Below are 14,069 nucleotides of genomic sequence, written 5' to 3'. Positions count from 1 at the left end.
AGGGGCGCGGGGAACTGCGCGATCAGCCCCCACCGGCCGTGAGTCGAAACACCACGGTCAGAACCCGGGACCCCCCACCCGATCCCCCACAGCCGCAAGCCGACCCCACAACAGGTCGGCCAAGCTCCGCACCAACTCCGCGCGGGAACAGGGACGTTCGCCCAGCCACCAGTCGCCGGCCGCATGCATCATGCCGACGATCCCGTGCCCCCAGACCCGGGCCAGCTGCTGCCCTCCCGGCCCGAGATCCAGCCGCTCCTCGATGACCTGCGCCAGTTCCTCGCCCATCCGCCGCAGCAACGGCGCGCTGTGCTTGCCGACGTCGAACCCCTGGTCCCCGGGGCCGCCGCCCTCCGCGGGGTGCATCAGGAACCGGTACACCTGGGGTCGCGCCTCGATCGCCGCGAGGTAGGTGTCCAGCGTCGCCTCGACCCGCTCCCGGCGGTCGGCCGGCGCGTCGAGCGCGGCCCGCAGCGAGTCCAGCAGGGCGTCCGTGTGCCGCGTGGCGAGAGCGGCGTAGAGTCCGCCCTTGTCGCCGAAGTGCCGGTAGAGAATCGGCTTGGTGATGCCGGCCTCCGCCGCGATCGCGTTCATCGAGGCCTGCGGACCGTCGCGCAGCACCACCCGGTCGGCAGCCTCCAGCAGCTCGCGCCGGCGGCGGTCGGCGGACCGTTGCTGATCGGTCCGCTGCGTGGTGTCCATCGTCTCTCCCCACCCGTGCTGTTTCCATGACGCCTGCGCAAACTAACACTGAAGCGTGCCTCCGACACCGAACGGGTGCCGACCGGTCGGTAGGAGTTGACTTCCACTACCCGCCGGTAACAGACTGCTGTTACCGCAAGTAACATGCACGTGTGCCGCTGGAGGGGACGACATGGCCGAGTTCACCATGGAGCTCAACGACGAACAGAAGGAGGTCCGGGACTGGCTGCACGGCTTCGCGGCCGACGTCATCCGCCCCGCGGCCGCCGAATGGGACGAGCGTGAGGAGACTCCCTGGCCGGTCATCCAGGAGGCCGCCAAGGTCGGCATCTACTCCCTGGACTTCTACGCCCAGCAGTACTTCGACGCGACCGGCCTCGGCATCCCCATGGCGATGGAGGAACTGTTCTGGGGTGACGCCGGCATCGCCCTGTCCATCGTCGGCACCGGCCTCGCCGCCGTCGGCGTCCTCGCCAACGGCACCGAGGAGCAGATCGGCACCTGGATCCCGCAGATGTACGGCGACGCCAACGACGTGAAGGTCGCCGCGTTCTGTTCCTCCGAGCCCGACGCCGGCTCCGACGTGGCCTCCATGCGCACCCGGGCCGTGTACGACGAGGCCAAGGACGAGTGGGTGCTCAACGGCACCAAGACCTGGGCGACCAACGGCGGCATCGCCAACGTCCACGTCGTCGTCGCGGTCGTCGACGCCGGACTCGGCTCCAAGGGACACGCCTCCTTCATCGTCCCCCCGGGGACGCCGGGTCTGTCCCAGGGGCAGAAGTTCAAGAAGCACGGCATCCGCGCCTCGCACACCGCCGAGGTCATCCTCGACAACGTGCGCGTTCCCGGCTCCTGCCTGCTCGGCGGCAAGGAGAAACTGGACGAGCGGCTGGCCCGGGCGCGGGAGCGTGCCAAGCAGGGCGGGGAGCGGGTGAAGAACGCGGCGATGGCCACGTTCGAGGCCTCGCGCCCGGCGGTCGGCGCCATGGCGGTCGGCACCGCCCGAGCCGCCTACGAGGTCGCCCTCGACTACGCGAAGACCCGCGAGCAGTTCGGCCGGCCGATCATCGACAACCAGGGTGTCGCCTTCCAGCTCGCGGACATGCGCACCTCCATCGACGCGGCCCGGCTGCTGGTGTGGCGCGCCTCCTGGATGGCGGTCAACGGCAAGCCGTTCACGGCGGCCGAGGGCTCGATGTCCAAGCTGTTCGCCAGCGAGACGGCCAAGAAGGTCACGGCCCAGGCGATCCAGATCCTCGGCGGCAACGGCTACACGCGGGAGTACCCCGTGGAGCGGATGCACCGGGACGCGGCCATCTACACCATCTTCGAGGGCACGAGCGAGATCCAGCGCCTGGTCATCGCCCGCACCCTCGCCGGTGTGCCGATCCGCTAACGGTGCCTGAGCGGCGTCAGCTGCTCGATGTCGTAGCGCGCCCGTAGTTCACCGATGGCCGCCTGGTCCGGCGGGCCCCCGCTGCCGAGGATCTCCAGCAGTTCCTCGAAGTACCGCTCGTGGTCGGGCGGCGGGCTCGCCTGGAAGAACATCTTCGCCGGTGTGTCGGTGGGGTTGGCGAACGCGTGCGGGCACCCCGGGGGCACGGCGATCACCGTCCCCGGTGTCGCCCGGACCACCCGCCGGCCCGTGGGGGACTCCCACGTCCGCCAGTTGTCGGGTGTGCGGATGCGGGGCTCGAAGGCGAGGACGTCCAGCTCGCCCTCGAGCACGTAGAACAACTCCTCGCTGCGGGTGTGCACATGGGCGCCGACGTCGAAGCCCGGAGGCACGACCACCTCGAAGGTGGAGGCCGTCCGGGAGTGGGTGCCGGTCACCTTGAAGGTGACCTGCTGGGCGGAGGTCTCCATGATCCGGCCGTGGCCGGGCGGGACGAACAGTCCTTCCGTCGCGGTCATCGCCGGCTCACCAGGTCACGGGCAGGGCCACGGGCCCGCGGAGCGGCGCGCCCTTCCGGAACGGCGGCTCGCCTGCCGGGACGGCGAGCCGAAGCCCCGGCACACCGTCGAGGAGCGCGTCGACCAGGAGCTCGGCCGCCATCCGGACCGGCACACCGCCGGGGTCACCGGGGTCGAGCCCGAAGGCTACGTACGCGTCGTCCGGGGCTGAGCCGACGGTGTCGTGCCGGTCTGCCCCGGGGCTGACGGTGTCGTGCGGGTCTGCCCCGGGGCTGACGGTGTCGTGCGGGTCTGCCCCGGGGCTGACGGTGTCGTGCGGGTCTGCCCCGGGGCTGACGGTGTCGTGCGGGTCAGGACCGGGGCTGACGGTGTCGTGCGGGTCCGGGCCGCGGCCGGGGCCGGTCGTCTCCGGGGTGTGCTGCGTCGTCAGGTACGACACGTAGACCGTGTCGCCCGCGCGGATCCGCACGCCCCGGATGTCCACGTCCTCCCTGGCGATCCGGGCCGGCCCTACCGGGGCGCTGGGGGAGAGCCGGTGGAGCAGTTCGGCGACGGCCCGGGGGCGGATCTCGGGTTGGGCGCGCAGCCGTTCGACGAGCCCGGGCCGGCTCAGCAGGGCGTGGAACATCCGGCCGATGAGGCCGGTGGCCGCCTCGCCGCCGGTCTGGAGGAGGACCGCGAACCCGGCCGCCTCCTCCAGGGTGACCTCCCCGCGGCCCACGGCGGCGCCGAGCAGGGAGGCGACGTCCTCGCCGGTGCCGCCCCCGCGCCGGCCGACGAGGTCGCGGAAGTAGACGCCCAATTCCCTCCGGGCTTTCTCGCCCGCCTCGGCACCGTGCGGAGAGGACAGGATCAGCCTGGTCCAGGCGTGCACGCCCTGCCGGTCGGCGGCCGGCACACCCATCAGCTCACAGACCACCGCGACGGGGAACGGGCCGAGCACGGCCTCGGCCAGATCGGCGGGCGGGCCGTCCTGGAGCAGCTCGTCGACCAGTTCCGCCAGCATGCGCCGGGACCGCTCCCGCACCCGCTCCATCCCGTGCGCCGTGAACGCGTCGGCGACGGCGCGGCCCGGCCGGGCGTGGTCCGGCGGCTCCGAGGGGCCGGCGGTGTCACGGGCCGGGACGGCGTGCGGGGCCGGACCGGCGGGCCGCCTGTACCCGTCGTCCACACGGCGGAAGCGCGGGTCGCCGGTCACCAGCCGTACGTCGTCGGAGCGGGTGACCAGCCAGGCCCAGCCCCCGCCCCCGGGCAACTCGACCCGGGTGGCCGGGCCCTCGGCCATCAGCGCGTCCAGCTCCGGGCCGAGGCCGGCGCCGGACAGGGCGGACGAGGACCGCTCCCGGACGAGGGGAGGGCTTTCGGTGATCGTCTGCTCGCTCATGTCACATCGTCTCGTCCGCGCCGTGCCAGCGGCCCAGGGCCATCTCGGCGGTGATGCCGGGCCCGAACCCGGCGAGCAGCCCGCGCGCCCCCTGCTCGGCACCGCCCTCGTCGAACAGCCGGCGCAGCGCGTCCAGGACCACGGCGCTGGCGATGTTGCCGTACTCGGTCAGCGTGGCCCGGCTGAACCGGAAGGCGTGCGGCTCGACCCGCAGGAAGGTGCTGAGGTCGTCGAGGATGCGCGGGCCGCCCGCGTGGACGATGTAGAAGTCCAGGTCGGAGGCGTCCCACCCATGGTCGTCGGCGAGGTCGCGCAGCACCGGTGCGAGCGGCTCCATCGTCCCCGGCACCCGCTTGTCCAGCAGGAAGTGGAAGCCGGTCGCCTTCACGTCGTACGTGATCCAGTCCTCGGTCTTGGGGACCAGGTACGAGCCGTTGCGCTCCAGCCGGATGCCCTCGCCGCCGCGGCCGCGGACCACGGCGGCGGCGATGCCGTCACCGAACAGGCCGTTCGACAGCAACGAGCCGACGCCGATGTCGGTGGGCTGGTAGCACAGCGAGCAGAACTCGCACGCCACGATCAGCGCGTTGGCCTGCGGGTAGGCCGTGCAGAAGTCGTGGGCCCGGTTGACGGCGGCGCCGCCGCCCGCACAGCCGAGCTGCGCTATCGGCAGCTGCCGGGTCGTCGGCTCGAAGCCCATCTCGTTGATCAGCCAGGCCGTCAGGGAGGGCATCATGAAGCCCGTGCACGACACGTAGACGATCAGGTCCACCTCGGTGGTGAGCAGCTCGGCGTCGTCGAGCGCCCGCTGGACGACGGCGGGCACCCGGGCCTTCGCCTCGGCCTCGTACAGCTTGTTGCGGTCCTCGAACCCGGGGTGTCTGAGCGTCTCCTCGATGGGCTGCACGATGTGCCGTGTGCGCACCCCGGTGTTCTCGATCAGACGCAGGGCCAACGGCAGTTGAGGGTGTCCGGCGTGGCGCTCGCGCGCCAGCTCCAGGGTCTCCTCCATCGTGATCACGTGCTCCGGAACGGACACCGAGGGTCTGCACAAAGTCGCCATGAGCCGCGCCTGCTTTCGCCGCCCGGAAGGCCCTGAGCCCCCCGGTCAGAAGTGGGTCACCTCAAGGGGTGGTCCACTCACGATCACCCGCCGGTACGCCGACTTCGCGCGGAGCTACTCCGTACCGGGGACGCCGTGTTCCCCACTCAGGTCGCGGTCCCACTGCTGTGCGCGATGCACGCCACGTCGATCCGATCGGCCAGCTTCGCCAGCTCGATGGCCAACTCGGCGACGGTGTCCTCGTCCAGACCCGATTCCCCGCCCTCCACGAGCCGCACCCACCGGCCCCCCACCGTCCGCAGGAGCTTGCTGACATCCGCCGCAGTCACCTGCAGGGTCCCGCGGTCGTCGACGATCAGAGGCAGAGTCACTTCGCGGTTCACAGACGGGATCGTAGCCCCGCAACACTCACGCACCATGCCAAACAGTGGTGATGTTGCAGAACTCCCGGATTCCGTGCCCGGACAGCTCACGCCCGTACCCGGACCGCTTCACCCCGCCGAACGGGAACGCCGGGTGGGACGCCGTCATGCCGTTGAAGAACACCCCGCCGGCCTCCAGATCCCGTACGAACCGGTCGACCTCCGCCTCGTCCCGCGTCCACACGTTCGAACTCAGCCCGAACGGCGAGTCGTTCGCGATCAGCACGGCCTCGTCCAGGTCGGCCGCCCGGTACAGCGTGGCGACCGGGCCGAACGCCTCCTCCCGGTGGATCCGCATCTCGCGGGAGATGCCGGCGAGAATCGTCGGCGTGTAGTACCAGCCGGGCCCGTCCGGCCGTTCGCCGCCGCACAGCACCTGTGCGCCGCCGCGCACCGCGTCGTCGACCAGTTCCTCCAGGTCACGCAGCCCCTGCTCGCTGGAGAGCGGCCCGACCTGGGTGTCGTCGGCCATGGGGTCGCCGACCTTCAGCGCCTTCATGCCCTCGGTGAACCGCTCGGCGAACGCGTCGTAGACGTCGGTGTGCACGATGAACCGCTTCGCGGCGATGCAGGACTGCCCGGTGTTCTGGACCCGGGCGGTCACGGCCACCTCGGCGGCCCGGTCGATGTCGGCGGAGGGCATCACGACGAACGGGTCGCTGCCGCCCAGTTCCAGCACCGTCTTCTTGATCATCTCGCCGGCGGTGGAGGCGACCGCGCGGCCCGCCGGTTCGCTGCCGGTCAGGGTGGCGGCCTTGACGCGCTCGTCGCGCAGAATCTCGTCGACCGCGGCGGAACCGATCAGCAGGGTCTGGAAGGTGCCCTCGGTGAAGCCCGCCCGGTGGAAGAGGTCCTCCAGGTAGAGGGCGGTCTGCGGGACGTTCGAGGCGTGCTTGAGCAGGCCCACGTTGCCCGCCATCAGCGCGGGCGCGGCGAACCGGACCACCTGCCACAGCGGGAAGTTCCACGGCATCACCGCCAGCACCGGGCCGAGCGGCCGGTAGCGCACCCGTACGCGTGAGGCGCCGGAGTCCTTCACGTCGGAGCCGGCGGGTTCCTCGTCGGCGAGGAGCTCCTCGGCGTGGTCGGCGTACCAGCGCATCGCCTTGGCGCACTTCGCCGCCTCGGCCCGGGCCTGCTGGATCGGCTTGCCCATCTCGGTGGTCATCACACGCGCGATGTCCTGCTGGTCCTCATCGAGGAGGTCGGCGGCCCGGTGCAGCAGCCGGGCCCGCTCGCCGAAGGTCGTCGTCCGGTACGTGCGGAACGTGGCTTCCGCGAGCTGGAGCCGGCGCTCTATCTCCTGCTCGTCCATGGCCTCGTACGTCTTGAGCGTCTCGCCGTTCGCCGGGTTCACCGTTGCGATGGGCATGGCCGACCTCCCTCGGAGCGGGCTGTGTCTCGACCTTCCCGCGCGGCGGAGAGGACCGCAACGCGGGAAGGTCACCTCATCGGAGCGAGTGCTCCGCCAGCCGGTCGAGAAACGCCGTCTGTGCCTTCACGATCACCGCGCGGGCCCCGTCGAGGCCGAACCAGGCCACCCGGTCCAGTTCGGGGAACTCCTCCGTCCGGCCGGATCGCGGCGGCCACTCCATCCGGAACGTGCCCGGCGTGATCGTCGCCGGATCGAGGTCCGCCCGGACGGCCCAGGCCGTCACGATCTTGCCGCCTGTCTGCCGGACCTCACCGAGGTCGATGGGCTCGCCGTCGGGCGGGGGCAGACCCAGCTCCTCCTCGAACTCACGCCGGGCGGCCTCCCAGGCGGGCTCGTCCGGTTCGTACTCGCCCTTGACCACCGTCCACGCCCCGGCGTCGCGCCGGGCGAAGAAGGGGCCGCCCATATGGCCGAGCAGCACTTCGACGCCGTCGTCGCCGGTGCGGAAGAGCAGCAGGCCGGCGCTGCGCTTCACGGCCTCACCTCCGGGTGCGCGGCGAGCAGCGTCTCGACCGTGTCGGCGTCCTCGGGGCGCTTGTCCTCCCGGTAGCGGATCACCCGGGCGAAGCGGAGCGTCACACCGGCCGGGTAGCGGGTGGAGCGCTGCAGTCCGTCGTAGGCGATCTCGACGACGAGTTCCGGACGGACCCGCACCACGTGGTCGTCGCTCTCCACGGCCAGCTGCTGCAGCCGCTCGGTCTGCCAGGTGAGCATCGCGTCGGTCATGCCCTTGAACGTCTTGCCGAGCATGGCGAGGCCGCCGTCGGCGGTGCGGGCGCCGAGGTGGAGGTTGGAGAGCTTCCCGGCGCGGCGGCCGTGGCCCCATTCGGCGGCCAGGACGACCAGGTCGAGGGTGTGGACGGGCTTGACCTTCAGCCAGGACGCCCCGCGCCGGCCCGCGCTGTAGGGGGCGTCGAGCGCCTTGGCGACGACGCCCTCGTGGCCGCGCTTCAGGGTCTCGGCGAGGAAGTCCTCGGCCGAGGGCGTGTCGTCAGGCCCGGACACCAGTGTGCGCCGCACTCGCATCGGCTCGGGCACCAGCCGGGCCAGCTCCGCGTGCCGCTCGGCGAAGGGCAGGTCGAGCAGGTCGTGGCCGTCGACGGACAGCGCGTCGAAGAAGACGGGCGAGACCGGTACCGCGCGGGCGGCGGTCGCCACGTCCGTGCGGGAGCCGACGCGGCCGGCGGTCTCCTGGAACGAGCGCGGGCGCCCGGCCTCGTCGAAGGAGATCACCTCGCCGTCCAGGATGAATCGCTCGCCCCGCAACTCCAGCACGGCGGACGTCACTTCGGGCAGACGGTCGGTGATGTCGTCGAGGGTGCGGGTGTAGAGCCGTACGGTGCCGCCGTCGCGGTGCACCTGGACGCGGATGCCGTCCAGCTTCTCCTCGACCGCGCAGGCGCCCAGTTTCCCGACCGCCTCGGCCACCGAGGAGGCGCTGTGCGCGAGCATCGGCAGCACCGGGCGGCCGACGGTCAGACGGAAGCGCTCCAGGGCGGCCGGACCGTCCGCGAGCAGCGCCTCGGCCACCGCCTGGAGGGAGCCCGCGAGCATCACGGCCCGCCGCACGTCCGCGGACGGGGCGCCGGTCGCCTGGGCCAGCCCTTCCACGGCGACCGCGTCCAGGGCGCCCTGGCGGACCTCGCCGGTGAGCAGCCCGAGCAGGAACCGCTGCTCGTCCTCGGTGGCGGCGCCCATCAACTCGCCGACCAGCCGGGTCCGTTCCGCCTGGGAGCCCGGACCGGACACCCGGGCGAGCCCGGCCAGCCGGGCGTCGACCTCCCGCACGGTCAGGCCGGGCTCAGCCGCCGGGGCGACCGGGCGGCTCAGCACCTTCCAGCCGACGCCGATCCGGCCCTGCGGCAGCCGTCCCGCCAGGTACGGGATGACGATCGGTACGTCCTCCGCCTCGGCGTCCCGGAAGAGCTCCGCGAGCAGAGCCGTCTTACGGGACCGCGCCGAGGTGGCGGCGACCTCCTGGGACACTCGGGCCAGCCGGTGCAGCAGCATGCAGCCATGGTGCACCGGAGGCGGTGCCCTTACACCTGGGCGGTCGCGCCCGGCCACTCGGCGTGCCGCCGCCTCGCGGGGTGTGCGGGTGGGCTTCCGGCGGCGTGCCGTCGTTTCTACAGCCGGGCGGTCGCGTCGAGGTCGGTCATCAGCAGGTCTCCGACGATCGCCGACGCCGCGCGGTAGCCGCCGCTCGCCGCGTGCACCACCTGTTCGGCGAAGCCGATGGCGTTGCCGGCGGCCCACACGCCCGGGACGCTCGTCAGGCCGGTCGCGTCCACCACCGGATACGAGCCGAACGGCGTCTCGTGCAGTTCGGCGCCCAGGCGCTCCAGCAGGCCGGTCCGCGGGACGGCCCGCGGGGCGACGAACAGCACCGACCGGGGGTGCGTCGTACCGTCGGCGAGCCGCACGCCGGTGAGCCGGTCGTCCTCGACCACCAGCTCCGCGACCTCCCCGGGCACCACCTCCACCCCGGCCGCGGCGAGCCGGCGCAGATCCTCGTCGGTCAGCTCCTCCTCGGCGACCGTGTGCAGGAAGAACCGCACGTCCTTCGACCACTGGGACACCATCAGCGCCTGGTGCACACTCGCGGGACCGGCGGCCAGCACCCCGAACGGCCGGTCGCGCACCTCCCAGCCGTGGCAGAACGGGCAGTGCAGCACGTCCCGGCCGAACCGCTCGGCGACCCCCGGGAGCGCGGGCAGCTCGTCCCGCAGCCCGGTCGCGACGACCAGCCGCCGGGCCCGTACGGTCCGGCCCCCGGCCAGCACGGCGGTGAACAGGTCCCCGTGCTTCTCCACCTCCACCACCCGGTCCCGCACGAGCTCCACGCCGTAGTGGGCGATCTCCTCCCGGCCGATCTCCAGGAACTCGGCGGGTGGCATGCCGTCCCGGGTCAGATAGCCCTGCATGTGCGCGGCGGGCGCGTTGCGCGGTTCACCCGCGTCGACCACCAGCGTGCGGTGCCGGGCCCGCCCCAGCACCAGCGCCGCGGACAGCCCCGCCGCGCCCCCGCCGACGACGACCACTGCGTACTTCTCGGTCATGTGACCACCTCCGCTGCCGAGCGTCGCCCCGGTCCTGCGGGATTGACAAACCACTTTGCCGAACCTGCAATACGACCATGACGACGGACGAGGTACTCGCGGGCGTGGGCCCCCGGCTGCGGCAGATGCGCAAGGACCGGGAGGTCACCCTGGCGGCGCTCTCCGAGACCACCGGCATCTCCGTCAGCACCCTCTCGCGGCTGGAGTCCGGCCTGCGTAAACCCAGTCTCGAACTGCTGCTGCCCATCGCGCGCGCCCACCGGGTGGCGCTGGACGAACTGGTCGGCGCCCCGCCGGCCGGTGATCCACGCGTGCGGTCCAAGCCGATCGTGATGGGCGGGCGCACCCACTGGCCGCTGACCCGCCAGCCCGGCGGGCTGCAGGCCTACAAGGTCCTCGAACCGAAGCGCCGACAGGAGCCGGACCTGCGGACCCACGAGGGCTACGAGTGGCTGTACGTGCTGTCCGGGAGGCTGCGCCTGGTGCTGGGCGAGCACGACGTGGTCCTCACGGCGGGGGAGGCCGCCGAGTTCGACACCCGGGTGCCGCACTGGTTCGGGTCGACGGGGGAGGGGCCGGTGGAGTTCCTGAGCCTGTTCGGGCCGCAGGGCGAGCGGATGCACGTACGGGCGCGGCCGAAGGGCGCGTGACGGGCGGACCCCTGTGTGCGGGACTTTGCCCGGAGACTGTTCCCTGATCGGCAAGCGACCGCTTAGTATGCGAACCGACCCCGGTCAGACGAAGCAGTCCCCCGTGGAGGCCCCGCATGCAGGCATGGCAAGTGCACGAGAACGGCGAGCCGGGCGAGGTGATGCGGCTCCAGGACATCGAGCCGCCCGCCCCCGGCGACGGCCAGATCCTGCTGAAGGTGCGCGCGGCCAACGTCAACTTCCCGGACGCCCTGCTGTGCCGCGGCCAGTACCAGGTCAGGCCGCCGCTGCCGTTCACCCCGGGCGTGGAGGTCTGCGGCGAGACCGAGGACGGCCGCCGCGTGATCGCCAACCCGGTCCTGCCGCACGGCGGCTTCGCCGAGTACACCGTCGCGGACGCCGCCGCCCTGCTGCCCGCGCCGGACGCCCTCGACGACGCCGAGGCCGCGGCCCTGCACATCGGCTACCAGACCGGCTGGTTCGGTCTGCACCGCCGGGCCGGTCTGGAGGCCGGCGAGACCCTGCTCGTCCACGCTGCCGCTGGAGGGGTCGGCAGCGCGGCCGTGCAGCTCGGGAAGGCCGCCGGCGCCACCGTCATCGGTGTCGTCGGCGGCTCCGGGAAGGCGGCCGTCGCCCGCGAGCTGGGCTGCGACATCGTGATCGACCGGCGCTCCGAGGACGTCGTCGCCGCCGTCAAGGAGGCCACCGGCGGCCGGGGCGCCGACGTGATCTACGACCCGGTCGGCGGCGAGGCCTACGCACAGTCCACCAAGGTCGTCGCCTTCGAGGGGCGCATCGTGGTCGTCGGCTTCGCGAGCGGCACCATCCCCAGCCCGGGCCTGAACCACGCCCTGGTGAAGAACTACTCGATCCTGGGCCTGCACTGGGGCCTGTACAACACCAAGAACCCCAAGCTGGTGCGGCACTGCCACGAGCAGCTCACCGAGCTGGCCGCCCGGGGCGCGATCAAGCCGCTGGTCAGCGAGCGCGTGCCGCTCGGCTCGGCGGCCGCCGCCGTGCAGAAGGTGGCGGACGGTCTGAGCACCGGCCGGGTCGCGGTCGTCATGGAGGAGGCAGCATGACCGGCACCGAGGAACTGCGCCGCCGCACCCGCGAGTTGCTGGCCGCCCATCCACCGGCCTCCACGGACCGGCTGGACTTCCTGCGGGCCCGCTTCGACGCCGGACTCGCCTGGGTGCACTACCCGGAGGGTCTCGGCGGACTCGGTGCCCCCCGCTCCCTCCAGGCCGTCGTGGACGCCGAGTTGGAGGCCGCCGGGGCGCCGGACAACGACCCGCGGCGCATCGGCATCGGCCTCGGCATGGCCGCGCCCACGATCCTGCAGTACGGCACCGAGGAGCAGAAGCGGCGCTACCTGCGGCCGCTGTGGACGGGCGAGGAGGTCTGGTGCCAGCTGTTCAGCGAGCCGGGCGCCGGGTCCGACCTCGCCGCGCTGGGCACCCGGGCCGTGCGTGAGGGCGAGGACTGGGTCGTCAACGGACAGAAGGTGTGGACGTCCAGCGCCCATGTCGCCCGCTGGGCCATCCTCATCGCCCGCACCGACCCGGAGGTGCCCAAGCACCGGGGCATCACCTACTTCGTGTGCGACATGACCGACCCGGGCGTCGAGGTCCGGCCGCTGCGGCAGATCACCGGCGAGGCCGAGTTCAACGAGGTGTTCCTCACCGACGTCCGCATCCCGGACGCGCGGCGCCTCGGCGCGGTCGGCGAGGGCTGGAAGGTCGCGCAGACCACGCTGAACAACGAACGCGTCGCCATCGGCGGCATGCGGCTGCCCCGCGAGGGCGGCATGATCGGCCCGATCTCGAAGACCTGGCGCGAGCGGCCCGAGCTGCGCACCCACGATCTGCACCAGCGGCTGCTGAAGCTCTGGGTGGAGTCCGAGGTGTCCCGCCTCACCGCGGAGCGGCTGCGCCAGCAGCTCGTCGCCGGTCAGCCCGGCCCCGAGGGCGCCGGTATGAAGCTGGCCTTCGCCCGCCTCAACCAGGAGATCAGCGGCCTGGAGGTGGAACTCCTCGGCGAGGAGGGCCTGCTGTACGACGACTGGACCATGCGGCGCCCGGAGCTCGTCGACTTCACCGGCCGCGACGCCGGCTACCGCTATCTGCGCTCCAAGGGCAACAGCATCGAGGGCGGGACCAGCGAGGTCCTGCTGAACATCGTCGCCGAGCGGGTCCTCGGTCTGCCCGCCGAGCCGCGCACCGACAAGGACGTCGCCTGGAAGGACCTCGCCCGATGAGCGACCTGTTGTACTCGGAAGAGGAAGACGCGCTGCGCGCCGCCGTCCGCGACCTGCTCACCGACCACTGCGACGCACCCGGTGTCATCGCCCGCACCGAGTCGGACACCCCCCACCACCTGGCCCTGTGGAAGGCCCTGACCGACGGCATGGGCCTCGCGGGGCTGCTGGTGCCCGAGGCCCTCGACGGCCAGGGAGCCACCCACCGCGAAGCCGCCGTCGTGCTGGAGGAACTCGGTCGCGCGGTCGCGCCCGTGCCGTACCTGACGAGCGCGGTCGTCGCCACCGAGGCCCTGCTGGCCTGCGACGCCGACGACCTGGTGCGCGCCCTCGCGGCCGGGACGGCCATCGGCGCCCTCGCCGTCGCCCTCAACGTCGCGCCCGGCGCCGCCTACAAGGTCGTCCGGCACGAGGACGGCCTGCTGCACGGCGAACTCACCGGCATCGCGGACGCGGCCGTCGCGGACGTACTGCTCGTACCGGCCGACGACGGCGGTCTGTACGCGGTCGACGCCGGTGCCGCGATCGTCACGCCCCAGACCTCCCTGGACCTGACCCGGCCCCTCGCCACCGTCACCCTCGACGGCGCGCAGGGCCGGCTGCTGGGCGACGCCGATCCCGCCGTACGCCGCGCCCTGCGCGCCGGCGCCGGGTTGCTCGCCTCCGAGCAGTTCGGCCTGGCCGAGTGGACGCTGACGGAGACCGTCCGCTACCTGAAGGAACGCAAGCAGTTCAACCGGCCCGTCGGTGGCTTCCAGTCGCTCAAGCACCGGCTGGCCCAGCTGTGGCTGAAGGTCGTCAACACCCGCGCGGCCGCCCGCAACGCCGCCGACGCCCTGGCCACCGGCGAGGACGTCGAGGTGGCCGTCACCGTCGCCCAGGCGTACGCGGCCCCGGTCGCCGTGCACGCCGCCGAGGAGGCGGTGCAACTGCACGCCGGCATCGGCATGACCTGGGAGCACCCGGCGCACCTCTACCTCAAGCGCGCCAAGGCCGACTCGATCGCCTACGGCACGCCCGGCGCCCACCGGGAGGCCCTGGCCGCACTGGTCGACCTCCAGGCCCCCTGACACCCGTCCCGTCCACTCCGGGAGCCGCCCGGAAATACCGGAACGACCCGTCCCGGCAGGGGCGGGTCTTTTCCGTGCGCCCCCGGCCGGTGAAGTGAACGCGAAGC

The 14,069-nt window shown here is 72.6% G+C and carries 13 protein-coding genes and 1 pseudogene; 5 read left to right on the top strand and 9 right to left on the bottom strand.

The genetic code is table 11. From position 1 onward, the window contains the following. Positions 1-57: 57 nt before the first annotated feature. Positions 58-702, bottom strand: coding sequence for a TetR family transcriptional regulator (locus tag ACFV20_RS06600; protein WP_385653110.1), 645 nt, complete (start codon positions 700-702; stop codon positions 58-60). Between the two features lie 172 nt (positions 703-874). Between ACFV20_RS06600 and ACFV20_RS06595 the strand changes: the two genes are divergently transcribed. Then, positions 875-2,101 carry an acyl-CoA dehydrogenase family protein gene (locus ACFV20_RS06595; RefSeq protein ID WP_385653108.1) on the top strand — a complete coding sequence of 409 codons (1,227 nt, stop codon included), beginning with the start codon at positions 875-877 and terminating at the stop codon, positions 2,099-2,101. Here the strand turns inward: ACFV20_RS06595 and ACFV20_RS06590 are convergent. From ACFV20_RS06590 to ACFV20_RS06555, 8 genes and pseudogenes are all read right to left on the bottom strand, one after another. After that, positions 2,098-2,619 (bottom strand): cupin domain-containing protein, encoded by a 522-nt coding sequence (locus ACFV20_RS06590; RefSeq protein ID WP_385653106.1) that lies wholly within the window; start codon positions 2,617-2,619, stop codon positions 2,098-2,100. The two genes, ACFV20_RS06595 and ACFV20_RS06590, sit on opposite strands and share 4 nt — an antisense overlap. 7 nt (positions 2,620-2,626) lie before the next feature. Then, entirely contained in the window at positions 2,627-4,003 is a 1,377-nt protein-coding gene (locus ACFV20_RS06585) for a cytochrome P450 (RefSeq protein WP_385653104.1), read from the bottom strand. A gap of 1 nt (position 4,004) precedes the next feature. After that, a pseudogene (locus tag ACFV20_RS06580) lies at positions 4,005-5,069 on the bottom strand (type III polyketide synthase); the annotation flags it as partial. A gap of 143 nt (positions 5,070-5,212) precedes the next feature. Continuing rightward, positions 5,213-5,449: a DUF6213 family protein gene (locus ACFV20_RS06575; protein WP_234749462.1), complete on the bottom strand. Its 237-nt coding sequence runs from the start codon at positions 5,447-5,449 to the stop codon at positions 5,213-5,215. 25 nt (positions 5,450-5,474) lie between these two features. Further along, on the bottom strand, positions 5,475-6,860 hold the full coding sequence (locus ACFV20_RS06570) for an NADP-dependent succinic semialdehyde dehydrogenase (protein ID WP_385653102.1): 1,386 nt from the start codon (positions 6,858-6,860) through the stop codon (positions 5,475-5,477). A gap of 76 nt (positions 6,861-6,936) precedes the next feature. Next, positions 6,937-7,398, bottom strand: a complete 462-nt coding sequence (locus tag ACFV20_RS06565; RefSeq protein ID WP_385653100.1) for an NUDIX domain-containing protein — start codon at positions 7,396-7,398, stop codon at positions 6,937-6,939. Next, entirely contained in the window at positions 7,395-8,933 is a 1,539-nt protein-coding gene (locus ACFV20_RS06560; RefSeq protein ID WP_385653097.1) for an ATP-dependent DNA ligase, read from the bottom strand. The genes ACFV20_RS06565 and ACFV20_RS06560 overlap by 4 nt, the downstream gene beginning before the upstream one ends. A 116-nt stretch (positions 8,934-9,049) precedes the next feature. Then, positions 9,050-9,982 carry an NAD(P)/FAD-dependent oxidoreductase gene (locus ACFV20_RS06555; RefSeq protein ID WP_385653095.1) on the bottom strand — a complete coding sequence of 311 codons (933 nt, stop codon included), beginning with the start codon at positions 9,980-9,982 and terminating at the stop codon, positions 9,050-9,052. 77 nt (positions 9,983-10,059) lie between these two features. On the opposite strand from ACFV20_RS06555, the gene ACFV20_RS06550 reads away from it, so the two are divergent. The 4 genes from ACFV20_RS06550 (at position 10,060) to ACFV20_RS06535 (ending at position 13,962) form a co-directional block, all read left to right on the top strand. Further along, positions 10,060-10,632, top strand: a complete 573-nt coding sequence (locus tag ACFV20_RS06550) for a helix-turn-helix domain-containing protein (RefSeq protein WP_385653092.1) — start codon at positions 10,060-10,062, stop codon at positions 10,630-10,632. Positions 10,633-10,748: 116 nt separating this feature from the next. Next, positions 10,749-11,714 (top strand): NADPH:quinone oxidoreductase family protein, encoded by a 966-nt coding sequence (locus tag ACFV20_RS06545; RefSeq protein WP_385653089.1) that lies wholly within the window; start codon positions 10,749-10,751, stop codon positions 11,712-11,714. Next, positions 11,711-12,892, top strand: a complete 1,182-nt coding sequence (locus tag ACFV20_RS06540; RefSeq protein WP_385653086.1) for an acyl-CoA dehydrogenase family protein — start codon at positions 11,711-11,713, stop codon at positions 12,890-12,892. The genes ACFV20_RS06545 and ACFV20_RS06540 overlap by 4 nt, the downstream gene beginning before the upstream one ends. Continuing rightward, entirely contained in the window at positions 12,889-13,962 is a 1,074-nt protein-coding gene (locus tag ACFV20_RS06535) for an acyl-CoA dehydrogenase family protein (protein ID WP_385653083.1), read from the top strand. The genes ACFV20_RS06540 and ACFV20_RS06535 overlap by 4 nt, the downstream gene beginning before the upstream one ends. The last annotated feature ends 107 nt before the right edge of the window (positions 13,963-14,069 follow it).

Origin of the sequence: Streptomyces sp. NPDC059696, from assembly GCF_042733745.1 — a bacterium.
Classification (GTDB): domain Bacteria; phylum Actinomycetota; class Actinomycetes; order Streptomycetales; family Streptomycetaceae; genus Streptomyces.
This window is presented reverse-complemented; position numbering and strand designations above follow the sequence as displayed.

What these genes read in the sequence shown, in the direction of transcription:
- ACFV20_RS06600 (WP_385653110.1), bottom strand. Translation starts at nt 702, where the DNA reads ATGGACACCACGCAGCGGACCGATCAGCAACGGTCCGCCGACCGCCGC.
- ACFV20_RS06595 (WP_385653108.1), top strand. Translation starts at nt 875, where the DNA reads ATGGCCGAGTTCACCATGGAGCTCAACGACGAACAGAAGGAGGTCCGG.
- ACFV20_RS06590 (WP_385653106.1), bottom strand. Translation starts at nt 2,619, where the DNA reads ATGACCGCGACGGAAGGACTGTTCGTCCCGCCCGGCCACGGCCGGATC.
- ACFV20_RS06585 (WP_385653104.1), bottom strand. Translation starts at nt 4,003, where the DNA reads ATGAGCGAGCAGACGATCACCGAAAGCCCTCCCCTCGTCCGGGAGCGG.
- ACFV20_RS06570 (WP_385653102.1), bottom strand. Translation starts at nt 6,860, where the DNA reads ATGCCCATCGCAACGGTGAACCCGGCGAACGGCGAGACGCTCAAGACG.
- ACFV20_RS06560 (WP_385653097.1), bottom strand. Translation starts at nt 8,933, where the DNA reads ATGCTGCTGCACCGGCTGGCCCGAGTGTCCCAGGAGGTCGCCGCCACC.
- ACFV20_RS06555 (WP_385653095.1), bottom strand. Translation starts at nt 9,982, where the DNA reads ATGACCGAGAAGTACGCAGTGGTCGTCGTCGGCGGGGGCGCGGCGGGG.
- ACFV20_RS06550 (WP_385653092.1), top strand. Translation starts at nt 10,060, where the DNA reads ATGACGACGGACGAGGTACTCGCGGGCGTGGGCCCCCGGCTGCGGCAG.
- ACFV20_RS06545 (WP_385653089.1), top strand. Translation starts at nt 10,749, where the DNA reads ATGCAGGCATGGCAAGTGCACGAGAACGGCGAGCCGGGCGAGGTGATG.
- ACFV20_RS06540 (WP_385653086.1), top strand. Translation starts at nt 11,711, where the DNA reads ATGACCGGCACCGAGGAACTGCGCCGCCGCACCCGCGAGTTGCTGGCC.
- ACFV20_RS06535 (WP_385653083.1), top strand. Translation starts at nt 12,889, where the DNA reads ATGAGCGACCTGTTGTACTCGGAAGAGGAAGACGCGCTGCGCGCCGCC.